Raw genomic sequence first — 21,843 nt, forward strand, 5'->3', positions numbered from 1 at the left:
TACGCTGGGGAAAGTGCAAAATCTATCACAAAGAATAACTATCGCTAACAATCGAATTTGAGCGTGACAAAAGATTGGTATTAAAGATTGAATAGCAACTACTGTCCAAAATTGAAATCATAATTAACGATTGTTCGCAGTATATCCCAAATAAATGCTATACTCATTATCTTTTTTTAACAACATGTCTCATTGACGGGACATGTAACTTCTAAATCATTTTTAGGAAAGCCCTTTATAAATAGAGTACGGGGGAGCTTTAGCAAATGAATGCTTGTAAGCTCCCCCACAAATTGATTTAATCATCATTCATTTGTAATACAGCCATAAATGCTTCCTGTGGTACTTCTACAGAACCGACCATTTTCATTCGTTTCTTTCCTTCTTTTTGTTTCTCTAATAATTTACGCTTTCGAGAAATATCTCCACCATATAATTTCGCGGTTACGTCTTTTCTGACTGCTTTAATAGTAGACCTTGCTACAATTTTATTGCCTATTGCTGCTTGAATTGGTACTTCAAATTGTTGTCTAGGTATTAGTTCTTTCAACTTTTCAACAATTTGTTTTCCGCGGTGGAATGCGAAGTCGCGGTGAACAATGAACGATAACGCATCAATTGTGTCACCATTAAGTAAGATATCCATCTTCACTAGATTTGACCGCTGATAGCCAATCATCTCGTAATCGAAGGATGCATATCCCTTCGTATTCGATTTCAATTGATCAAAGAAATCATAAACAATTTCTGATAGTGGAATATTATAAATAACATTTACACGAATATCATCCAGATATTGCATATCAACAAAAGTGCCGCGTTTTTTCTGTGAAATTTCCATTACCGCACCAACATATTCGTTCGGTACCATGATGGTTGCTTTTACATACGGTTCGCGAATTTCCTGAATGGATTGTGGATCCGGCATACTTGCGGGATTATCGATTGTGATCGTATCACCATTCGTTGCCACTACTTCTAATATTACACTTGGTGCAGTCGTAATTAAGTTAATATCAAATTCACGTTCGATCCGCTCTTGGATTATTTCCATATGGAGTAATCCTAAGAAACCACATCTAAATCCAAAGCCTAATGCTTGTGATGTTTCTGGTTCATATTGTAATGCTGCATCATTTAATTCCAATCGTTCAAGCGCTTCTCTTAAATCATTATAATCATTGGAATCGACTGGATATAATCCGCAATATACCATTGGATTTAATTGGCGATATCCTGGAAGTGCTTCTGTAGCTGGACGACTTGCATTTGTAATCGTATCGCCAACATGGGTATCACTAACATCCTTCATCGACGCAGTAATATAGCCAACATCCCCAACCAATAATTCGTTTCTCGGTGCGATTTTCGGTGTAAATACCCCCACTTCATTCACTTCGAATTCCTTACCTGTCGCCATCATTTTAATTTTATCGCCGACTTTTACAGAGCCCTCTTTAATACATACATAGGCAATTACACCACGGTATGAATCATATAAAGAGTCAAACACTAGCGCTTTCAGTGGCTCATCTGGATCACCTTTTGGTTCAGGAACAACCTCAACGATGCGCTCTAAGATTTCATCTATTCCAATATTTGCCTTAGCTGATGCTAAAATAACATCATCCTTATCAATACCTAAAATATCTTCAAGTTCCTGCTTCACCCGCTCTGGATCTGCACTTGGTAAATCAATTTTATTAATAACAGGAATAATTTCCAACTCATTTTCCATTGCAAGGTACACATTCGCCAATGTCTGTGCTTCAATTCCTTGCGCAGCATCGACAACTAGGATTGCTCCTTCACATGCAGCAAGACTTCGTGACACCTCATATGTAAAATCGACATGTCCAGGTGTATCGATTAAATGGAAGATAAATTCTTCGCCGCTCTTACTTGTATATTGAAGCTGTACAGCATTTAATTTAATTGTGATGCCTCTTTCACGCTCTAAATCCATTGCATCAAGCAGCTGTTCTTTCATTTCTCGTTTCGTTACGGTTTGTGTATTTTCCAAAATTCGATCTGCAAGTGTCGATTTTCCATGATCAATATGTGCGATGATCGAAAAATTACGTACATTACGATGCTTATTCCCCATTCTTGCTGTTCACTCCTACATGTTATTTCAAGGATAATTAATATGATGATTATAGCAATAGAATCAAGGATATTCAATGATAATAATCCGCTAAAAAAATATTTGAGCAATTTGATAAAGAACCTCGACAACAATTTCATAGAACCCTGTTACTGCTCCTTCAAGAAATGAAGCAACTTTAGGGATAAGATGGTCCTGTTTACCCATCTCCATTATATTTCCAGTTACTACTTCACTCACAACCTCTGACTCCGTTACAATGGGTTCTTGCTTTATTGTTGTTTGTTCAATGTTTTCAGTTGTTTCGTTGTTCATAGTAATCAGATTTCGGTCGGTACCATATAGTGTGCCAGCGAGAAAAAAAACAGCAAGTAATAGGATAACAATAAATGTGCGTACCATCGATTCTACCTCCTATTGGGCTGCATTTACTGCTTCCGCATCCCAGTAATAATCACTAAACACTTCTGCTACAGCGTCTGCTGAACGATACAATTCCTCTAATGTATTGTCCACACCACCAAACTCAATTAACATTGCATTGTCCGTTAAATCCTGATTATAGACGCCATTACTACCGGGACCTCCCTTAGAAAGTACGCCTCTACTTAAACCAGGATATTTCTTTTCTATCAATTGATCCAGTTTTGTAGCTAATTCAGTGTTTTTATTGAAATTCTTACTATCACTTCCGACTACAAAAATGATTCTCGCATAGGATTCACCATTAATTTCCTTCGTCGTAACCTCTCGTCTTTGTGAGTCACGATGTAAATCAAATACATATTCGATTTCCTTATTCGACGCAACTGCCGCTTCCACCACTTCTCGGGATGCATCATAAGATTGCCAATACTCCATTCCTTTTTTGTTCAATATCAGACCAATATCCGTATTGTCTACTTGGGCGCCAACCCCTTTTGCTTCAAGTGCTTTCGCAAGGCGGTCACTGACATTGGTAATATTTACCTCCTGGTGAAAGGCACTATCCGAATTGGCTACATCTGGTAGATAAGGTAAGAAGGATTCACGATTATGCGTATTGTAAATGTAAACGACGTCACGATTACCGGTAGTAGGTGCGGAACTCGACGTGTCTTTCTCAATTTCCTCCCCTTTTGTAGTATCCTCATCAATCACAGCTACTCTGTCTTGTAGAATCTCCTCTAAAGGTGCAGAAGACTCGATTGGAAAATTCGTATAATCCGTTCCTACTCCAGCAATTAATGTGTCTTGATCAAATGAAGAGAAACCCGGGATTTCATTTCTTAGTAAACTCCGCGGATCATTTGGCTTTAAGCTCGTTGCAACCTGAAAGAGAATGGTTGAAAGACTTGGCAACTTACTCTCCTCTAATAGCGTTTGTTTGAATGCTCTATTTTCCATACCAATTAAATTCATAAAGATAGAGGAATCGATATCACTTGTGAAATTTGCAATTGTTTTCGATGAAAATCGGTATGTTGGTTGTACCGTTGTAAGTAAACCAATGACCACAAAAAGAACGACAATACTGATAAGATATATTCCACCTTTTTTATAGAAAAGCTTCCCATTATTATTTTGGTACTGCTTCTTTTTTAACTGCATGATTCCACCCTTTCTAAAAATCACCCATATTAAAATCTATGAGTGACGGTTAAAAGGTAGAACTAAAAACATTATGAATGATGATTATTTAATAGAGCAGCGTTATCTTGTGTACGATGCAAAATTTTCGACATCCACCTTTTGGTGAAGTGCCGCATTAATCCCGTTTGCTATTACATTTGACATATCAATCATGAAGCCGTCCACCTCTTTAGGTGTAACCATTAAATTATGTCCAATTGGGGTTAATACCTCATCGATTAACTTTCTTTTTTCGTCTTCTGATAGAGTTCCGACAATTCCTAGAAAGGTTTTTCGCTTATTTTCATCAGGAAGATCTTCTTCTGTAAACTTTTTCTCACCAAATGATAGCCCAGCTGGTGCGAGTGATTTGGATGGTCGATCCTTCTCATTCCATTCCCTTCCGAAATGCTTTAGGATGAAATCTATCGTATCACTAGTAATTGTAACGGCATCGACAACGGTAGGAACTCCAATAGCAATCACCGGGATACCAAGGGTTTCAATGCTGATTTCCTTCCGCTTATTACCCACACCTGATCCTGGATGAATTCCAGAATCAGATAGCTGAATCGTTTCATTGACACGTTCGATTGATCTTGAAGCAAGTGCATCAATCGCGATGACAAAGTCAGGATTGAATTTCTCAACAATACCATGGATAATATCACCTGTTTCAATTCCCGTTACCCCCATTACACCAGGAGTAACCGCAGCCACCGGTCGATATCCTTCACTTACCGTTTCATAATTAAGTTTAAATAAGTGGCTTGTGACGAGTACTTTCTCTACTGTCATTGGTCCAAGAGCATCTGGGGTCACATTCCAATTCCCGAGACCGACAATTAATCCGGTACTATTCTCTGCGATGTTATTTTTAGCTATTAATTGTTCCAGTTCCTTTGCCAAGATTCTAGCTGCAGCCTCTTGTCTCGCAGTATCTTGTTTCTTTACACCATCCGCATAAATCGTAATGTATGTACCTTCTTTTTTACCTAATAATTTTGCACCTTCCGCATCAATCTCGACATAGGAGATCCTGACATCCTGCTCTGCTCTTTCTTTAAATGTTACACCTTTAATCTGGCTCTCCTGTTTTTCTTCCGACTCCACATACATATCTCTTGCTTCTACCGCCAAATCTGTTCTAACTTGGTATGCCTTGTTTCTATCTTCCATTTCTAACGCACTCCTTCGTTTTATTATTTGGCTCAATTCCTAATGAATGTTGCACTTACCGTATCTGCTAAATATACCGCGAAATTACTTAGGATGATTCTTGTTTGCCGAAATGCGGCAGCGAAAATCAACTAATGCAGTCACCTTAAAACATGTTGGCAATCGGTTTACTAATATAGCAACAAGTATTTTGAAAACAGCCTATTGTTAATCTTAGAATGGTCAACTTAGGAAAAAACATACAAATTCATCGATTAAATGATAAAAGTATTGAAATCATGAGGTTCCTTTGGTAAAATAACTTTTGTCCACTTTAATGTAATTGCATATATTCCTAGTTCGTACTAGCGAATATTTATCTATGCTAAAAATTAATTTGAATTATTTCCTTTTTAGGAGGTGAAAAAATGGCTAATATTAAATCAGCAATCAAACGTGTTGAAATTAACGAAAAGAAACGTGTGCTAAACCAATCTAAAAAATCAGAAATGCGTTCAGCAATCAGAAACGTTGAAAAATTTGTTGAAGCAAACGACGTTGAAAGCGCAAAAGTTGCATTGAAAAATACAACGAAACAAATTGACAAAGCTGTTCAAAAAGGACTTATCCATCAAAACAGTGGTAACCGTCAAAAGTCTCGTCTAACTAAGAAAGTTAATAACTTAGGCGCATAATAAAAAAAACGATCCGTTATTGGATCGTTTTTTTTTGCTTATTATTTGATTAAATCAAATAATAAAAGTTCAAATGCAAGCCCCTTCTCCATTTTCCCCTGCTTCATTGTCTGATCTGCATCTGCTAGCCTAATCATAATGTTTTCTAATTTCTCAGTAGAAAATTTATTTTCTCTGCTTAATGCAATTTTAATGACATATGGGTGGAGGCCCAATTGTTTTTGCATCTGAAATTGTGAGTACCCCTTTAATTTCAACAGCTTAACACGAAGAATTGTCCTGAACTGAAATGCGAGTAATCCAATCAAGGCAATCGGCTCTTCTTTCATCTTTTCAAGATCCTTAAAAATCGCGATTGCTTTATATAAATTTCTATCGATCACTGCATCAACGAGTCGTAGTGCTGAGCTGTTCGAAGTTGGAGCAATTAACTTCTCGGCAATTTCCATTGTTACGATTCCATTTTCCCCTACATATAAGGCGATCTTTTCCAGCTCTTCCTTTAATAAACGAAGGTTCGTCGAGAGCTCTGTTTCAAGCAAATCATATACGTCATTTTCTAGTGTAATTCTCAAATCATCTGCGAGCATTTTAATCCATTTGGCTACTTCTTTGTCCTTAATTGGCTCGCAATTTGCGACAACAGTATTTTTCTTCAATAATTTACTAATCTTTTTCCGTTCATCAATCTTTTCATATGGGGCAATAAGCACAAGAATTGAATAGTCCACAGGGTTTTCGATATACTTTGCGAACGCTTCTAAATCATGCTCAAATGGTAATTTATCTGGTTTTGCCTTTAAAAACACAGGGTTAGATGCGATGATTAGCTTTGTTCCACCAAAAAATGGATAGGTTTCAGCATCAGCGACTACTTCTTGAATCGACGTTTCTTCTAAATCATAAGTAAATAAGTTCACTCGATCGTTCTTCAAAATATTTGCAATCATCTGTGTTCGTAAACGGTCAGTAAAATATGCTTCCGATCCATACAAAAAATAAACAGGTGCGAATTGTTGTTTCTTTACTTGCTTCATTACTTCCATAAAAGACATTATTTTTCACCTCAAACGTGTATATCATTAATGGTAAAGCGGAACATCGAGAATAGCAAGCAATAATTAGCGGGAAGCCTTCTTCAACAGAAAGCTTCCCGCTAGTTTCTATATAAACGTTCAACAACAAGCCCTCGAAACGAGTTGTCAAACGAAATTTTATTAGGCATAGTTTACGCTAACTAAGTAAAAGTATCGCAGTTAAGTTTTACTATTAATGGGGAAATAATCGAAGTTAACCATTTAATACAGATAGAAAGAAATTCATTTTTCATTCAATGGTGGATTTTTTTTTGAATTTACTTTATACTATGATTGATATAGGAGGGGTAGATATGAACGAATTTGAGAAAGATCCACAATCCAAAGGAAATGACGTAGTAGATTCCATTCACGGATTTGTTTGGCCATTTCTTTTCTTTGTTTTCATTTTCGCAATTGGGGTAGTAATTAGCGTTGTTGGACATTAGATATCTCTACATAGGACGATTTATTTGAAAGGGACTGTAAGCGCAGTCTCTTTTTTAGTTGCTTTGGAAACTATAAAATTTGGACGTTGTGGATAACTTAATTACCGAGGATAGCCACGTCCTGTGGGGCGCAGTCCGTACACAGCTCAAACGGGCGCTTCAGCTTTTGTTCTTAATAAAATTCCCTTATACCACGTCCAGCTATTAATTACAACAATATATTCTATGGTAAGTACGTGAAGAATGTTCCCTTATTGTTCTTAAATCGATACTGGACTGCACCATCGGTATCTGTACGTAAGACTAAGCTTCCCACTGCCGCTAGGGAATCCAATACCTCTTGTGTTGGGTGTCCATACGTATTATTTTCTCCGACCGAAATCAAGGCGGTATTGGGATTCACCTTTTGCAAAAATTCCGTATCACTTGATGTATTGCTCCCGTGATGTGCAACCTTTAATACATCCACCGTTAAATCTGGATATGTTTCGATTATCTCTTTCTCCTGCTGTTTACCAGTATCACCAGTAAACAACCAGCCCTTTCCACCCAAAATCGTATATAAAACGAGGGAATTCTCGTTTCCAGATTGATGGTTATAATTCGGTGCAATGACATGAAATGGTTGCCCCTGAAGTACTACAGAATCATTTCGAGTCACACGTTCAATCCTGATATTTTGCTTTTCAAATAGCTGCATTTCTTCACCAGTCAGTTGATAAAAGTCACTGACAATAATCCTTTCTATCTTAAAGTCTTCTACCATATACGGAACACTTCCAGCATGGTCGATATCCTCATGTGTTAAAAAGATTGCGTCAATCTTGTTAATGCCTCTTGAATATAAATAGGGTTTAATAATTTGCTTCCAAACGGTATTGGTTGCTTGCATATCATCAAAGTTAAACCTTGCCCCAGCATCGATCATGATAACCCCTTTTCGGTAAGGGAGCTCAATAACAAACGCATCTCCCTGTCCAATATCAAGCATCGTAACCGTACCAATTGGTGATAGATACGGACGAATTGCAACCAAGCAGATTAGAATAGACAACATTATGCTAAGAAGAAAGGATTGCCTTAATTTTTGGCGTGCTAGCCGGTCCATGAATGTAAAAAATAATACAAAGTAAATGATCGTGAATAGGATCGAGACAGCGCCTATAATAAACGGATAATCCGCAATCCCATCAATCCACCAGACAAAGTTGACGACATTGCTATGGATGTAAACAAATACAGAATCAATAATGTGAAGGAATGATTTTGGCAAAAAGGATAGGGGCAGCAAAATATACATCAATGGAATTGCAAATATAGAAAAGTATGGAACGATGATGACATTTAGTACAATTGATAAGGGCTGGAGCATCGAGAAATAGGAAAATTGCAACGGAATAATGATCATTTGTGAAACAAAGCTCATTTGTAATGTTTGCATGAGCAAATGATTCGTATCCGCAAGCAAGTCCCTTGAAAGCAATAGGCCAAAGGTGACAATAAATGATAACTGAAAACCAACATGATAAATAATATATTTATCAACAAGAATGAGGATAATAAATGTAATTGAAAGTACATCTGTAATACTGAATTTCAATTTAAATTCATTGATCAATATAAATAGCATCACCATGACACATGCACGCCAAACAGAGGGCTCACCACCAGCAAGAATTCCATAAACAGGCAGGAAAAGCAAGACGATGAATTGTGCTTTTTCTTTCGTTACAAGATTGAGCTTGATTAACAAGAAATATAGAAGCGCGAGCAGCAGTGCGATATTCGAACCAGATATTGCGATAATATGCGATAGGCCCCAGCTTTGAAATAATGCTACCGTGTCCTCCGGTAATTGGGAATCATCACCAAGTACTAATGAAGTTAACCATGAAGATGTATCCACACTTACTCTACTCTCGACGAAAGATATTAAATCTGAACGGAGTTGATAAAAGCGATGGATAATGCTTGACCCTTGACAATCGATTGCATCTAAGGAGTTTACGATAACTTGATGGGTAATTCCTTTTGATAATAGATATGCTTGATAATCAAATTGTCCAGGATTTCGGCTTGCATTCGGAAGCTCCAACTTTCCTTCTATCATACAGGATGCTCCATTTTTTAACATATAGAGTTCATTTTTGAAATCTGCTTGTTTGGAATTTGGTTTAGGAAAGAAAAGGATAAGAAGATTTGTATTCATCCGTTGTTCATGGAATGAAAATTCTATTTTTTTATCTGTGACTGACATATCACTTTTAATGCTGCCGATGAATTGTTGATTAGTACGTGAATTTACGTCTTCCATATCTGCTTGCATGTCAAGTTGAGGAAGATAGGATAGGAAAAAGAGGTAGGTGGTTAAGGAAAGAAGAAAAGGGATTTTCCTTAACCGACCATCATAATATAAATAGCCTAACCAAAGGAAGAGGCCAATAAAATAGAATGGGCTAAATTGGATTGATAAACAGGCCATGGCTCCAGAAATTGCAATAAAATGCCAATATCCTCTCAATTTTCTAGACCTGCCTAATGATTAGAAAATAGCTTTTCAGCTTCTTTCTTGTATTCCGTTATTTCATCTTTATCGATAATCGAATCATCTAATTTCTCAATTAACTGTTCTACAAGTGCTGCTTTCTTTTGATAGTTCGTATCAACCGCTAAGTAATTTAACTTTACTTTCTTTGTTTCTACTCCAGCCTCCTTAAATAGCTCTACCGCATATGAATGATTATGATAATCTTCAGCATAGTAAACAAATTTGATACCACTTTGAATCAGTTGTTTACAGCATTGGAGACATGGAAAATGAGTGACATAGATGGAGGCATTTTCTGTCGGCACACCAAATTTTGCGCATTGTAATAATGCATTTGCCTCCGCGTGAACCGTTCGTACACAGTGACCATCAATGACATAGCAGCCCTCATCAATACAATGCACACTGCCTGATACACTACCATTATATCCACCAGCGATAATCCGATTATCGCGAACGATTGTAGCACCAACCATCAATCTCGTACATGTGCTTCGAAGTGCTAATAAATGACTTTGCGCCATAAAATACTGATCCCAAGAGATTCTTCCCATATGATTACTCCCCTTTACATTGTCCCTATTAGTTTACATGCTATTGTGAAATTCCGTCAATTCGTGAAGGAAATCCAATCCATTCTTTCTTATACAAAGACTAATTGCTATACGATTATTGTTTTTACTAAGAACTTTTTTACTTATGGCACCTGGAGATTATCTTTCATATTCTCTAACGTTTTTTCGCCAATACCAGATACTTCAAGTAGATCTTCAACCGTTTGGAAAAATCCATGTTCATCGCGGTAAGCGATAATCGCTGCTGCTTTTGATGGTCCAATTCCATTTAAGCTTTCGATTTCCTCTTGAGTCGCATAATTTATCCTTATTTTTCCCGAATCATCACTTGTGCCACCTACCATCGTTGCCTGCTCGCCGATCTTTGGTATGACAAGGACCATTTCGTCTTGAACTTTTTGTGCAAGATTTACTCCAGTTTGATCTGCATCTGTCATGAACCCTCCCGCCTTTTGAATCACATCAATAACACGAGAATCGATATTGATTTCATAAACGCCTGGTTTAACTACAGCACCTTTCACATCTACGATTGCAATAGTGGTGTCACTCACTGTTTGTTCTGTTTTAAGCAAATCTCCACCTGTTTCTGCATCTACAGTAGTGATTACAGCGTTCAATTCCCCACCATCCTCTATTTCATCGTCATTTGTGAAGATGAGAAATAAAATAATGATAACGCCAACTATAATAAGAAAGGCATACTTCTTGAGTATTTCTATCATCTGGAGTCACTTCCTTTTACATCATTGATAAGTAATTGGGGATAGCACCGTTGAAGTTATGGGGTAATCGAAGACAATACTCGCTACTAATTACTATTATTCGACAAGCAATTTATAATTCCTGCTAACAAAAAAAGATCGGATAATTGGATTATCACGACCTTTTTTCTGCTATAAAGAAGATTCTTTCTGACTGTTCATTAACATTTTGCTCTTTTAAAGAAAAATCAGCATAGATTTTTATATTTTCAAAGCCAGTGGCTTCTAATAATTTTTTATAAAAGTTTATTGAATAGGTCCGTTGATGATGATATTCATCGAAACGAGCATAGTGATCCCCATCTAATGCGAAGAAAGTTAACTCATGAAACATTTCTCCGGGTTGGTCCCCTTCCGAGCAAAACCAAATGTAAGATGCATCGTCTGTAACATCTGCAAAGGTTTGGTTCACATAGTTATTCTCAACATGCTGTAATGCATGCACATCAAACATGAACAAGCCGCCAATCATTAACGAATCAGCAACCCTTGCAAACACTTGCTTGATATCTTGCTCATCGGTAATATAGTTGATTACATCACAGTAGCTAATTGCAACATCAAGATCCGTTAGCCCTGCTAGTTCCTTTAAATCTTGATGGAGCCACTGGACAGAGACATTTCGTTCGCTTGCCTTATGTTCCGCATATGCAAGCATGTCCGTGGAGAAATCGACGCCAGTCATCACGTAGCCTTGCTTCGCTAATTTCGTCGTTATCTCTCCGGTTCCACATCCGAGGTCGGCAATATGTTTTACTTGCTTGCCTGATCTGTTAATTGCTTCTACCGTAAAATTAATCCAAGCTTCATAGGGAGCTTCACTCATTAATTTATCATATACATACGCCATTTGTTGATACGCCATGATACTTACCCTTCTTGCCCAATTCGTAATGGCACTCTCGAAGCGTCTCCCCATAAACGTTCTAAATTATAATAATTCCGTTCTTCTTTATGGAAGATATGACAAACAACATCGCCAATATCGACTAAAATCCAGCGAGCTTGTTCAAATCCTTCCATTCGTTTTACATTGATTCCTTCTTCTTCCACGCGATCTTGAATCCCTCTTGCTATTGCTTGAACCTGTCTTTCCGTATTTCCATGACAAATTAAGAAATAATCCGCAATTAGCGATACTTCCTTCATATCCAATGCGACAATATCCTCTGCACGTTTGTCATCAGATGCTTCCGCAATTATTTGTATTAATTCTTCATTTTTCATCTCATTCATTACCTCCATTTACTTTGTTGTCCAACTCCAGCACTAAAGCGTTAGCGAGACTTCCCTCGCCTCCGTACGATAAAGAAGACTTGCCGATTGGTTACACATGAGGCCTAGTCGCACTTATACCCTTGTGGTGAAAGCCAACATCGACTCCTGTATTTAATGAAGACCGACTAAAAGCAGGCCTCCTCAACGTCGGCATACCCCTATAGTGAAGGGCATGTTTCCTTTATTTCAAATGGCAAGGGAAGTTCGTACACAGCTCAAACGGGTGCTTGCACTTTTCTACTAAAATCATTATATGCATGAAACGAATCAGGGTAGATTGTGGCGTTTTTTTTCATCAGGTAATTTATTGTATTTTTGGAAACCAAAAAGCATGCATGTAATAAATCTCCTTCTGCTGCTTTCCTTACTTCATCAAGTCCAGGGAAACTTCTCCCAGGCTCAATATAGTCTGCCAAATAAATAATCATTTCGAACTTACTCATGTTGGCTCTACCGGTTGTATGATAATAAATTGCATTTTTGATATCTGCGTCCGTTATTCCATATTCTCGTTCAATTAATAATGATCCAACTGGTCCATGCCATAGTTCATGATGATAGTCCAATAAATCCTTTGGCAATGTACTTTCTTTTATCCAACGGGCCATCTCATCTAATGATCGGTACTTTGCATAATCATGAAAAATTGCTGCAAGTTCCGCCTTTTCTTCAGATTCACCGTATTGCCTTGCCAGATTTACTGCTGTTTCTGCTACTCGTAATGTGTGGTCCATTCTTGCTTTTGTCAAATGGGGTTTGACAATATTAATTGCTTCATTTTTGTCCATATAACCGATTCTCCCTAATGTAGTTCGTTACCACATCTGGAACTAAATATTTAACCGATTGCTTGGCACGCAATCTATTCCTTAACATAGATGATGAAATATCGATTAACGGTATATCTACTTCAATGACAGGATATTCCGTTTGCAGCTTATATCCAGAACGCTTCACACCAACAAATTGCACCATATTAACTAATTCATCTATTTTATGCCAATGCGGTAAATATTCGACCATATCCGCACCAATAATAAAGTAGAATTCATCTTCTGGAAATTCATTTGTTAACATGCTCATGGTATCAAACGTATAGGATTTTCCTAAACGCTCGATTTCAATCGAATTGATTTTGAAGAAAGGATTGCTTTCTAATGCCTGATCCAGCATATGAATTCGATCCGTCGCACTCGTTTTCGATTCATTTTTATGTGGTGGTGTATATGTTGGAATAAACCATACCTCCTCCAACGCTAATGTTAAGCGAACCTCTTCTGCAATTAATAAATGTCCCAGATGTGGTGGATCAAATGTTCCGCCCAATATACCGATACGTCTCATGATAAACTCCTTTAGTTAACATATCTCTCAACAACCGATTATGGTAGCTGTAATTCCTTATGTTCTTCCGATTCTCGATACAAGACAATACTATTACCAATTATTTGCACGACCTCTGCAGCAGTGCCCTCTGACAACTCTGTTGCGACCGTATCTTTATCATCTGCGCAATTTTGAAGTATGCTTACTTTTAATAGCTCTCTTTTTTCTAATGCTTCGCCAATTTGTTTCACCATATTTTCATTGACACCTTCCTTACCAACCTGAAAAATTGGTTTCAAATGATGTGCCTTTGAACGTAAAAATCTTTTTTGCTTCCCTGTTAACATATTATCTTCCTTCCAAAATAAGTTGTAATTCATGATCTAAATTTTCCGTAGAAACTCGTTGTCCGGTCCAAATCTCAAATGCAAGTTGTGCCTGATATAACAGCATGGAATGACCATAATGTATTTGTGCTCCCGCATTCTCCGCCTGTTGTAGAAAGTTCGTTTTTAACGGCTGATAAACGATATCACTAACAATGATTGGTTTATTTAATGATGCAAGCGAAATAATCGATTGATCTATATTTGGCTTCATGCCAACAGATGTTGTTTGGATAATTAAATCGTAATGATTAATCAATTGCTCTGCTTCCTCTAATGATAGAATCTGTGTGCTAGTCTTATCGTTCGCAAGCTTCGCTATATCTTCTGCACTCGTCATCGTCCGGTTTGCAATATCAATATGCATGTAACCTTCCTCTGTAAGCGCACAATAAATGCCACGCGCTGCCCCACCCGCGCCGAGGATTAGGATGTGAATTGATTTATCATGACCAAAAGCAGAGAATTTACTTTCTAGCGATCGTAAGTATCCTTTCCCATCTGTATTATAGCCTTTCCAAGTCCCATTTTGATTCACAACTGTATTCACTGCCCCCATTTTCTCAGCAATGATATCCACTTCATCTAAATAAGAAATAATTCTTTGCTTATATGGTACCGTAATATTAAAGCCGTCAATTTGTTTTGCTTTCATCTCGATTATTTTCCCTGAAAATGAATCATTTAGTTCAATTTCATTTTTTATATATGTTCCTTGTAACTTGCTTCTTGTAAAGAACTGCTCATGGATCCAAGGTGAAATCGAATGCTTAATCGGAAATCCGATAAGCTCAAATTGATACCCCATCGCTCTTCTCCCCCTAAAGAAGTGATTTTCTAATCGATACTGCTACACCCTTTGGACTATGAGCAATAACGGTAGCATCATCAGCGATACTTACCCAGCCCAATCCTGGAAATACAATATCCGTTTTCTCCCCAGAAATACGAAACGTGCTTTCAGTTAGCTTCGGTAATCTTGCTAACGACTTTTCATTCGGTGGCGATAGTAGCTCCCCAACATGATTCTCGTACAATTCATCCGCTTTTTCTACCTTTGTCCGATGAATTGGTAATTCATTAGAGAAATAACAAACCAATGATTGTCTGTCACCTTTAATAAAGTCTATTCGAGCTAACCCTCCAAAGAACAGGGATTGTCCACTATTCAATTGATAGATTCTTGCCTTAATTTCACTCTTTGGTGTAATTAATTTTAAATCCTCTTTGGAAACATAATGGGCAATTTGTTGTTTATTCACAATACCCGGTGTATCGATTAATGCTGTATCATCATCAAGTGGGATTTCAATAAACCCAAGGGTTGTCCCTGGAAAATAAGATGTCGTAATGACATCGCTGAAACCTGTCGTTTGTTTAATTAATTGATTGATGAACGTTGATTTTCCAACATTTGTAGTTCCAACAATATATACATCCTGATGATTTCGGTAGTGCTCAATCTTCCCCATTAATTCTTCTATTCCATGCCCTTTAACAGAAGAAATTAAAAATACATCCAACAGCTTAATTCCGGCATCTTTCGCTTGTGTTCTTAGCCATTGCATGAGTCGGCGCTTGTTCGTTGATTTCGGTAATAAATCCATTTTATTTCCAACTAGAATAATAGGGTTATCTCCCGTGATTCTTGGAAGACTCTTGATCAAACTTCCATTTACATCAAAAATATCAATCACATGAACAATTAAGCCCTTTGATTTTTGAATCGAGCTGACCATCTTCAAATATTCATCATCTTTCATCGAAACATCTTGAATTTCATTATAATGTTTTAAACGAAAGCATCGTTTACACAAAACTGTATCTTTATCTAATGATGATTTCGGTGTATATCCGAGTTTGTCCGGATCGGTCGTTTGAATAAGGACACCACACCCTTGACAATAAATCTTTTCCAAACTTATTCCTCCCAACTTATTTTACCCTTTTTCCGCATATAATTTAAAATAATCCGTTCTATCGTACGATTTATTTTAGTCATTTTACTATCCGTTTGTACAATTGGTACAACCAAAATCGTATAGAATCCTGCTGAATTACCGCCAAGAACATCTGTTAATAATTGATCGCCAATCACAACGATCTCTTCCTTCTTGAGATTCATTTGTTTAGCAACTGTCTTAAATGCACTACCAAGTGGCTTCCTCGCACTATATACAAATGGCGTCCCAAGTGGCTCGGAAAATGCGCTCACTCTTTCTTGATTATTATTAGAAATGATAGTAACACCAATGTCATGCAATTTCATTTGCTCAAACCAATTAATTACTTCCGGGGTTGCATCACGAACATCCCAGGCAACTAATGTATTATCTAAATCGGTTATGATTCCTTTAATTCCCTTTTGTTTTAATTTTGCTGGTTGTATATCAAATATACTTTTTACATGCTCATTTGGCAAAAAATTACCAAACATCATTAACACCTCATTTACCCATTCATCGCTGTATCGTTTATTACGAATAACCATTATAACCTATTCTTATAATATATGACTACATGTTTAAAGGAAAGCTCTCGATTAAATTCTATTCTGAACCTTATTTTAAAGTAGTAATGCGTGATGAAAATTATATAAGCGATACACAAATATGCAATAATTCGTTCGACAAATAAATTCCTTTTTCTCATTGTGGATAACATTACTCACATTTCCAATCCCGATATCATTACTACTTAGGTGTTTATTCTCTATTTATTCACAAGTTATCTACAGATATCTGTAGATAACTTCGACCTTGTCCAACGATAGGAAACATGTTAAGTTATTAATAGCTTAACATTTAAAAGATTATTCGACATTTAGGAGGGCTGTATGGATGGAACATTTATCGGATGAGCTACTATTAGAATCCTATTATACAGCGAATGAATTACAATTAAGCCCAGATTTTATCTCTTTAATTGAAGAAGAAATTCATAGAAGATATTTGTCGCATAAGATTAAACACTCTAAATTAGGTTGAACATCATATTATTGAAGAGAAGTTTCAAATAACTCCTATCGTTTTGGTAGGAGTTATTCTTTTTTTAGTAAGATAACCAGAACAAAAGCTTAAAGCTAGTTTAGCGACGTGCGGACTGCGCCCCACGGGACATGGCTGTTATCCGCAGCGCCCAATTTTATTGTTTCCTAAGCAATTAGAAAACTTGGTTGCACTTATGTAGTACTAAAAAAGATCCAGCGGGACAGACACGAAAACCCTTCTGCCTACATAAAGATGTAATATAGGCAAAAACCCAAACATCATGATTGATGCATAGGAGGTGCATGTATTTGTCCGGGATCTTAACTGCACTCACGTTTCTTATTAAGGAAGCGCTCTTCTTTGTTTCCTATGTTAAAAACCACGCTTTCCCCCAACCATTGCCACCTGACGAAGAAGCAAAGTACATTCAAGAAATGCAAAATGGTAGTGAAGTAGCTCGAAATAAGCTCATTGAACATAATTTACGACTAGTTGCACATATCGTCAAGAAATTTGAAAATACCGGGGAGGATATGGAGGATTTAATCTCTATTGGTACTATCGGATTAATTAAAGGTGTTGAAAGCTTTTCCAGTGATAAAGGAACGAAACTTGCAACGTATGCCGCTCGTTGTATTGAAAACGAGATTCTCATGCATTTAAGGGCATTAAAGAAGGTGAAGAAAGACGTCTCGTTACATGATCCGATTGGCCAAGACCGGGAAGGAAATGAAATTAGTTTAATTGACATTTTAGAAGCTGAAAGTGACAATATCATCGAATACATTCAATTAAATATGGAAATCGAGAAAATGCAAGAATACTTCACAATCTTAGATGGTCGGGAACGTGAAGTGATTGTCTATCGTTATGGATTAAATGATACCCAGGAAATGACGCAAAGAGAAATAGCTAAAAAACTAAATATATCGAGGAGTTATGTTTCACGAATAGAAAAACGTGCATTAATGAAAGTATTCCACGAATATTATAAAAAAGAGCGGAGGGGTTAATTGTAGAACGCGAATGACGATTCCCCTCATTCGCGTTCCGCATGAACATTTATTATATTTCTTCAATAATCGCCATGATTAATTGTGCTGCATGTTTCGCTGCTTGATCCAAGAATGTATCAAATGAAATGGATGACGCTTTACCAGCGATATCAGATAATGCCCGGATAATGACAAATGGCTTGCCATACTGATAACAAACTTGAGCAACTGCTGCAGCTTCCATTTCGGAAGCAATCATCTGAGGAAACTTTGCTCGTACAAATGCTACTCGCTCAGGATCCTCCATAAATGAATCCCCTGTTGCAATGATACCTTCCTCATAATTAATTGCTAAATCTTTAACAGCTGCTATTGCTTTTTCCACTAGTGCTGGATCTGCTTCATACATATCCGGAAGTCCTGGTACCTGACCATAAGCGTAGTCGAATGCTGTTACGTCCACATCATGATGGACAACCTTCGTAGAAATAACGATATCTCCTACATTTAGTTTTTCCGAGAATCCCCCTGCTGAACCTGTATTTATCACATGGCTCGGCGCAAAACGTTCGTGCATAATGGTCGTTGCCATTGCCGCGTTTACTTTACCAATTCCTGACTTTAATAAAACAACATCCTTCCCTTGCAGCTTTCCTTCAACAAATAGACAATTTGCTACACGAACTTCCTGCTTCCCTGTCATATTATCTAATAAAAGTGCTACTTCTTCATCCATTGCACCAATTATTCCGATTTTCATGATATTCCTCCGTTGATTACATATTGCTTATCGATTATTTCGATCATTTTCAATTAGTTTTTCCACTTTCGTTGGCTGCCATCCTTCACCATCATTCCAAGATAAGAATACTCGATATGTTGCGGTTTGAGCATTATCAGAAACCGTTGCAATTACTTTCTGGTCGCCACCATTCTCATACCACCATTCAATCATATCAGTTGTAGCTAATCCAGTTGCAACCGATACAGCCTGTTTCATTTCTTCACGGTCTGCTGTACCTTCATCATATGTCGTTGTATGTGGACCAGTTTGTTCCGTTCCTACAGGCTTCCAATCTCCTGCATATGCTTCTTCTACATTATTATCTGATGGTTCAGCAGGTTCCGTTTTTACTTTTTCATTATCTATTTCGGTATCCTCTTCGTCATCTATAGTTGGAGAATCTGATTCTTCATTAGTAGCATCCTTGTCTTCTTTTGTATTACTATTTTTTGATTCATCATTCGACTTTGAATCGTCGTTTATTATAATCTGTGATGACTCCTCAAGCGGTTCTTCTACTGTGTTGTCCGATTTGTTGCTTCCTCCACCAAATAACCAAAAAGCGAGAATCACGACGATAAGAACTGCACCAACAATTAATAAAATTGTAATGGACTTTGTCGTTTTTCTTCTCTTATCAAATTTATTTAACCGTGTATTTTTATCCATATCGCTCATCATATCTACCCCCTATACTATTCTATTATATTACCATATTTCCTATGTATAATAGTATTATAGGAACATTACATTTTTAATCATCATTTGAATCATTGCCCCCACCATATACCCGGATGGGACCTAATAACCATCCTACCAGTAAAAGAAAAATGGTTAATATTATAATTACAGCAATCACTGTTGCAGTTACTACATCATCCGTAATTCCAGTGTCAAGCAGAAAGTTTTTGATTAAATCTATTATCCATAACACTGTTGTAAATACAAATTTTGCAATAGAGTCATAAGCAGCCTTTAAAATATTTATTAACGGTGAAAAGAAGTTTTCCATTTATTGGTATCCTCTTCTGAAATTAATTTCAATTTGCTAGCAATTTTGACCTAAATGTCGCTATTATATACTAGATAAACGGTATGCATAATTGTATACTAATGGCAAGGAATATGATAATAACTAATAAAAGCGAGGGGAATCCCTCGCTTTTATTAGTTATTTAATCTACTTTCACGATTTTCACTTGAATGTCTCCACCTGGTGTTGCTACTGCGACTTCTTCACCAATTTCTTTTCCAATTAAACTTTTTGCCATTGGGGAGTCATTTGAAATTTTACCTTCAAATGGGTCTGCTTCTGCACTTCCGACAATTGTATATGTTTCTTCCTCGCCATCTGGCAATTCAACAAACGTTACGGATTTACCTAGAGAGACTACATTGGGAGAATTATTATCATTTTCAATAATGATAGCATTACGAATCATTTTCTCAACCTGTGTAATTCGTTGCTCAACGAAAGCTTGTTCATCTTTCGCTGCATCATACTCTGAATTCTCAGACAGGTCACCGAAGTCACGCGCAATTTTAATTCGCTCTACAACTTCTTGTCTGCGATCCGTTTTCAAAAATTGTAATTCTTTCTCTAATTTTTCTTTCCCCTCTTGAGTCATGTAATAACTTTTCTCTACAGCCATTAAAAACACTCCTTTTCACTCTTCATAAACAAACGAGCGATGCTCCAAAACACGCTCATACATAACACTAAATAAATATACTATTCCATACTATGGCAGACTTTAAATAATTAATCAATACTTTTTAATTATCTTAGGCGATTTTTTGCTAATATGCTTTCAATTTTAGAAGCTAAAATATCAATTGCAACATGGTTTTGGCCACCCTCTGGGATGATAATATCAGCATAACGTTTCGTTGGTTCAATAAATTGTAAATGTGATGGCCTAACATTGTCAAGGTATTGATCGATTACGGAATCAATGGTTCTGCCTCGTTCTTTAATATCTCGTAATAACCGACGAATGATTCGTAAATCAGCATCTGTATCAACAAATACTTTAATATCCATTAAATCCATCAACCTTGCATCGTCTAAAATAAGAATACCTTCTACAATAATAACTTCCTTGGGTTCCACATGGATTACTTCTTGTGATCTTGTATGATTTTTATAATCATATACTGGCTTATCGATTGCCTTCTGATTTAGTAAATCCTTTAAATGCTCGATTAGCAGATCATTATCAAATGCTAATGGATGATCATAGTTTGTATTCAATCTTTCCTCAAATGCTAGATGACTTTGATCTTTATAATAATAATCCTGTTCGAGAACAAGGATAGTTTTATCTGTAAATTGTTCGTAAATGGAGCGTGTAACGGAAGTTTTTCCACTACCACTTCCACCAGCGACACCAATTACTACTGGCTTATCTTTGACCAACATTTTGACCTCCTAAGTATTCACTAACTGCAACACCATCACCTATAGGAATAATCGACGAGGTAAAATCCGGATGGTTCATAATGAATGCATTATACATCCTAAGTTTCTCAACCATGGTTCTAAAACGTTTCGGGATATCTTCCGTATCATCACCAGCAACATATCCTCTAAAAAGTACATTGTCTGTGATAATTAGCCCCTCATCGATCACCAATTGGCTCGCAAGATCAAAAAAACGTTTATATTGCCCTTTCGCAGCATCAATAAAGATCAAATCAAATCGTTCTCCATCTCTGACAAATTGCTCCATCACGACTAGCGCATCATCATGAATGACATGGATTTTTTCTTGTCTATTTTGATTTGCGATATTTTTAAGTGCCTGTAAATATCGCGGTTCATCACGTTCAATCGTAACAATATCAGCCTCGGAATATGCCTCATTCATTCTTAATGCAGAATATCCGATTGCAGCACCAACTTCTAATATTCGCTTCGGTTTCTTAAGGAGGATTAGCTGCATCAAGAAATGAATACTAACCGAATCCATAATTGGAATTTGGTCCTGCTTGGCCTGTTCTTCAAGCTGTAAAACCCACTCTTGTTGAGTAGGCAAGGTTTGTTGCAAATAATGATTTAATTGTTTGTCCATTGTACAGGCCTCTTTCTTCAGTTACAC

At 37.0% G+C, this 21,843-nt stretch carries 26 protein-coding genes; 4 read left to right on the forward strand and 22 right to left on the reverse strand.

The features are described from left to right. Positions 1-298 precede the first annotated feature (298 nt). From lepA to gpr, 4 genes are all read right to left on the reverse strand, one after another. Positions 299-2,107, reverse strand: coding sequence for a translation elongation factor 4 (gene lepA, locus CWR48_RS09420; RefSeq protein ID WP_115772977.1), 1,809 nt, complete (start codon positions 2,105-2,107; stop codon positions 299-301). A gap of 90 nt (positions 2,108-2,197) precedes the next feature. Continuing rightward, positions 2,198-2,509: a hypothetical protein gene (locus CWR48_RS09425; protein WP_115772978.1), complete on the reverse strand. Its 312-nt coding sequence runs from the start codon at positions 2,507-2,509 to the stop codon at positions 2,198-2,200. 12 nt (positions 2,510-2,521) lie between these two features. After that, a complete protein-coding gene (gene spoIIP / locus CWR48_RS09430; protein ID WP_115772979.1) occupies positions 2,522-3,697 on the reverse strand; it encodes a stage II sporulation protein P in 1,176 nt (391 codons plus the stop codon). Between the two features lie 102 nt (positions 3,698-3,799). Then, positions 3,800-4,897, reverse strand: a complete 1,098-nt coding sequence (gene gpr / locus CWR48_RS09435) for a GPR endopeptidase (protein WP_115772980.1) — start codon at positions 4,895-4,897, stop codon at positions 3,800-3,802. Positions 4,898-5,304: 407 nt separating this feature from the next. Here gpr and rpsT point away from each other — a divergent pair, with 407 nt between their 5' ends. Beyond that, positions 5,305-5,571, forward strand: coding sequence for a 30S ribosomal protein S20 (rpsT, locus tag CWR48_RS09440; RefSeq protein ID WP_115772981.1), 267 nt, complete (start codon positions 5,305-5,307; stop codon positions 5,569-5,571). Positions 5,572-5,612: 41 nt separating this feature from the next. Here the strand turns inward: rpsT and holA are convergent, their stop codons facing one another. Then, entirely contained in the window at positions 5,613-6,626 is a 1,014-nt protein-coding gene (holA, locus tag CWR48_RS09445) for a DNA polymerase III subunit delta (protein ID WP_115772982.1), read from the reverse strand. Between the two features lie 335 nt (positions 6,627-6,961). Between holA and CWR48_RS09450 the strand changes: the two genes are divergently transcribed. Next, positions 6,962-7,096 (forward strand): YqzM family protein, encoded by a 135-nt coding sequence (locus tag CWR48_RS09450; protein WP_115772983.1) that lies wholly within the window; start codon positions 6,962-6,964, stop codon positions 7,094-7,096. 223 nt (positions 7,097-7,319) lie between these two features. Here the strand turns inward: CWR48_RS09450 and CWR48_RS09455 are convergent, their stop codons facing one another. The 11 genes from CWR48_RS09455 to CWR48_RS09505 form a co-directional block, all read right to left on the reverse strand. Further along, positions 7,320-9,617 (reverse strand): DNA internalization-related competence protein ComEC/Rec2, encoded by a 2,298-nt coding sequence (locus tag CWR48_RS09455; RefSeq protein ID WP_115772984.1) that lies wholly within the window; start codon positions 9,615-9,617, stop codon positions 7,320-7,322. Positions 9,618-9,631: 14 nt separating this feature from the next. After that, a complete protein-coding gene (locus tag CWR48_RS09460) occupies positions 9,632-10,198 on the reverse strand; it encodes a ComE operon protein 2 (protein WP_115772985.1) in 567 nt (188 codons plus the stop codon). Between the two features lie 143 nt (positions 10,199-10,341). Further along, positions 10,342-10,944 (reverse strand): helix-hairpin-helix domain-containing protein, encoded by a 603-nt coding sequence (locus tag CWR48_RS09465; RefSeq protein ID WP_115772986.1) that lies wholly within the window; start codon positions 10,942-10,944, stop codon positions 10,342-10,344. Between the two features lie 154 nt (positions 10,945-11,098). Next, positions 11,099-11,848 carry a class I SAM-dependent DNA methyltransferase gene (locus CWR48_RS09470; RefSeq protein WP_115772987.1) on the reverse strand — a complete coding sequence of 250 codons (750 nt, stop codon included), beginning with the start codon at positions 11,846-11,848 and terminating at the stop codon, positions 11,099-11,101. 5 nt (positions 11,849-11,853) lie between these two features. Next, positions 11,854-12,210, reverse strand: a complete 357-nt coding sequence (rsfS, locus tag CWR48_RS09475) for a ribosome silencing factor (RefSeq protein ID WP_115772988.1) — start codon at positions 12,208-12,210, stop codon at positions 11,854-11,856. 266 nt (positions 12,211-12,476) lie between these two features. After that, entirely contained in the window at positions 12,477-13,049 is a 573-nt protein-coding gene (gene yqeK, locus CWR48_RS09480; protein ID WP_115772989.1) for a bis(5'-nucleosyl)-tetraphosphatase (symmetrical) YqeK, read from the reverse strand. Next, positions 13,036-13,605, reverse strand: coding sequence for a nicotinate-nucleotide adenylyltransferase (locus tag CWR48_RS09485; RefSeq protein WP_115772990.1), 570 nt, complete (start codon positions 13,603-13,605; stop codon positions 13,036-13,038). Before CWR48_RS09485 ends, yqeK begins: the two co-directional genes overlap by 14 nt. Positions 13,606-13,643: 38 nt before the next feature. After that, the gene (gene yhbY / locus CWR48_RS09490; RefSeq protein ID WP_115772991.1) at positions 13,644-13,934 is read right to left on the reverse strand and encodes a ribosome assembly RNA-binding protein YhbY; all 291 of its coding nucleotides are present in this window, start codon (positions 13,932-13,934) and stop codon (positions 13,644-13,646) included. Between the two features lies 1 nt (position 13,935). Next, on the reverse strand, positions 13,936-14,781 hold the full coding sequence (gene aroE, locus CWR48_RS09495; RefSeq protein ID WP_115772992.1) for a shikimate dehydrogenase: 846 nt from the start codon (positions 14,779-14,781) through the stop codon (positions 13,936-13,938). 13 nt (positions 14,782-14,794) lie between these two features. Continuing rightward, entirely contained in the window at positions 14,795-15,892 is a 1,098-nt protein-coding gene (gene yqeH / locus CWR48_RS09500; RefSeq protein WP_115772993.1) for a ribosome biogenesis GTPase YqeH, read from the reverse strand. A 2-nt stretch (positions 15,893-15,894) separates the two neighbouring features. Next, positions 15,895-16,410 carry a YqeG family HAD IIIA-type phosphatase gene (locus tag CWR48_RS09505; protein WP_115772994.1) on the reverse strand — a complete coding sequence of 172 codons (516 nt, stop codon included), beginning with the start codon at positions 16,408-16,410 and terminating at the stop codon, positions 15,895-15,897. A 403-nt stretch (positions 16,411-16,813) separates the two neighbouring features. Here CWR48_RS09505 and CWR48_RS09510 point away from each other — a divergent pair, with 403 nt between their 5' ends. Continuing rightward, entirely contained in the window at positions 16,814-16,960 is a 147-nt protein-coding gene (locus CWR48_RS09510) for a sporulation histidine kinase inhibitor Sda (RefSeq protein WP_115772995.1), read from the forward strand. Positions 16,961-17,271: 311 nt separating this feature from the next. Beyond that, positions 17,272-17,976 (forward strand): RNA polymerase sporulation sigma factor SigK, encoded by a 705-nt coding sequence (gene sigK / locus CWR48_RS09515; RefSeq protein WP_115772996.1) that lies wholly within the window; start codon positions 17,272-17,274, stop codon positions 17,974-17,976. A gap of 52 nt (positions 17,977-18,028) precedes the next feature. Here the strand turns inward: sigK and mtnN are convergent, their stop codons facing one another. The 6 genes from mtnN to CWR48_RS09545 form a co-directional block, all read right to left on the reverse strand. Beyond that, complete coding sequence (mtnN, locus tag CWR48_RS09520) at positions 18,029-18,718, reverse strand: 5'-methylthioadenosine/S-adenosylhomocysteine nucleosidase (RefSeq protein WP_115772997.1); 690 nt, start codon at positions 18,716-18,718, stop codon at positions 18,029-18,031. Between the two features lie 27 nt (positions 18,719-18,745). Continuing rightward, positions 18,746-19,423: a YrrS family protein gene (locus tag CWR48_RS09525; RefSeq protein ID WP_170140731.1), complete on the reverse strand. Its 678-nt coding sequence runs from the start codon at positions 19,421-19,423 to the stop codon at positions 18,746-18,748. Positions 19,424-19,496: 73 nt separating this feature from the next. Continuing rightward, complete coding sequence (locus CWR48_RS09530; protein ID WP_115772999.1) at positions 19,497-19,754, reverse strand: hypothetical protein; 258 nt, start codon at positions 19,752-19,754, stop codon at positions 19,497-19,499. Positions 19,755-19,917: 163 nt separating this feature from the next. After that, positions 19,918-20,394 (reverse strand): transcription elongation factor GreA, encoded by a 477-nt coding sequence (gene greA / locus CWR48_RS09535; protein WP_115773000.1) that lies wholly within the window; start codon positions 20,392-20,394, stop codon positions 19,918-19,920. Between the two features lie 128 nt (positions 20,395-20,522). Next, on the reverse strand, positions 20,523-21,164 hold the full coding sequence (udk, locus tag CWR48_RS09540; protein ID WP_211316729.1) for a uridine kinase: 642 nt from the start codon (positions 21,162-21,164) through the stop codon (positions 20,523-20,525). Beyond that, positions 21,148-21,816, reverse strand: coding sequence for an O-methyltransferase (locus tag CWR48_RS09545; RefSeq protein ID WP_115773001.1), 669 nt, complete (start codon positions 21,814-21,816; stop codon positions 21,148-21,150). The genes udk and CWR48_RS09545 overlap by 17 nt, the downstream gene beginning before the upstream one ends. Between the last annotated feature and the right edge of the window lie 27 nt (positions 21,817-21,843).

Source organism: Oceanobacillus arenosus (assembly GCF_003369575.1).
Classification (GTDB): domain Bacteria; phylum Bacillota; class Bacilli; order Bacillales; family Amphibacillaceae; genus Oceanobacillus; species Oceanobacillus arenosus.

Bases quoted from the DNA above. Each gene is read 5' to 3' on its own strand.
- lepA (WP_115772977.1), bottom strand. From the start codon at position 2,107: ATGGGGAATAAGCATCGTAATGTACGTAATTTTTCGATCATCGCACAT.
- CWR48_RS09425 (WP_115772978.1), bottom strand. From the start codon at position 2,509: ATGGTACGCACATTTATTGTTATCCTATTACTTGCTGTTTTTTTTCTC.
- spoIIP (WP_115772979.1), bottom strand. From the start codon at position 3,697: ATGCAGTTAAAAAAGAAGCAGTACCAAAATAATAATGGGAAGCTTTTC.
- gpr (WP_115772980.1), bottom strand. From the start codon at position 4,897: ATGGAAGATAGAAACAAGGCATACCAAGTTAGAACAGATTTGGCGGTA.
- rpsT (WP_115772981.1), top strand. From the start codon at position 5,305: ATGGCTAATATTAAATCAGCAATCAAACGTGTTGAAATTAACGAAAAG.
- holA (WP_115772982.1), bottom strand. From the start codon at position 6,626: ATGTCTTTTATGGAAGTAATGAAGCAAGTAAAGAAACAACAATTCGCA.
- CWR48_RS09450 (WP_115772983.1), top strand. From the start codon at position 6,962: ATGAACGAATTTGAGAAAGATCCACAATCCAAAGGAAATGACGTAGTA.
- CWR48_RS09460 (WP_115772985.1), bottom strand. From the start codon at position 10,198: ATGGGAAGAATCTCTTGGGATCAGTATTTTATGGCGCAAAGTCATTTA.
- CWR48_RS09465 (WP_115772986.1), bottom strand. From the start codon at position 10,944: ATGATAGAAATACTCAAGAAGTATGCCTTTCTTATTATAGTTGGCGTT.
- CWR48_RS09470 (WP_115772987.1), bottom strand. From the start codon at position 11,848: ATGGCGTATCAACAAATGGCGTATGTATATGATAAATTAATGAGTGAA.
- rsfS (WP_115772988.1), bottom strand. From the start codon at position 12,210: ATGAAAAATGAAGAATTAATACAAATAATTGCGGAAGCATCTGATGAC.
- yqeK (WP_115772989.1), bottom strand. From the start codon at position 13,049: ATGGACAAAAATGAAGCAATTAATATTGTCAAACCCCATTTGACAAAA.
- CWR48_RS09485 (WP_115772990.1), bottom strand. From the start codon at position 13,605: ATGAGACGTATCGGTATATTGGGCGGAACATTTGATCCACCACATCTG.
- yhbY (WP_115772991.1), bottom strand. From the start codon at position 13,934: ATGTTAACAGGGAAGCAAAAAAGATTTTTACGTTCAAAGGCACATCAT.
- aroE (WP_115772992.1), bottom strand. From the start codon at position 14,781: ATGGGGTATCAATTTGAGCTTATCGGATTTCCGATTAAGCATTCGATT.
- CWR48_RS09505 (WP_115772994.1), bottom strand. From the start codon at position 16,410: ATGTTTGGTAATTTTTTGCCAAATGAGCATGTAAAAAGTATATTTGAT.
- CWR48_RS09510 (WP_115772995.1), top strand. From the start codon at position 16,814: ATGGAACATTTATCGGATGAGCTACTATTAGAATCCTATTATACAGCG.
- mtnN (WP_115772997.1), bottom strand. From the start codon at position 18,718: ATGAAAATCGGAATAATTGGTGCAATGGATGAAGAAGTAGCACTTTTA.
- CWR48_RS09525 (WP_170140731.1), bottom strand. From the start codon at position 19,423: ATGATGAGCGATATGGATAAAAATACACGGTTAAATAAATTTGATAAG.
- CWR48_RS09530 (WP_115772999.1), bottom strand. From the start codon at position 19,754: ATGGAAAACTTCTTTTCACCGTTAATAAATATTTTAAAGGCTGCTTAT.
- greA (WP_115773000.1), bottom strand. From the start codon at position 20,394: ATGGCTGTAGAGAAAAGTTATTACATGACTCAAGAGGGGAAAGAAAAA.
- udk (WP_211316729.1), bottom strand. From the start codon at position 21,164: ATGTTGGTCAAAGATAAGCCAGTAGTAATTGGTGTCGCTGGTGGAAGT.
- CWR48_RS09545 (WP_115773001.1), bottom strand. From the start codon at position 21,816: ATGGACAAACAATTAAATCATTATTTGCAACAAACCTTGCCTACTCAA.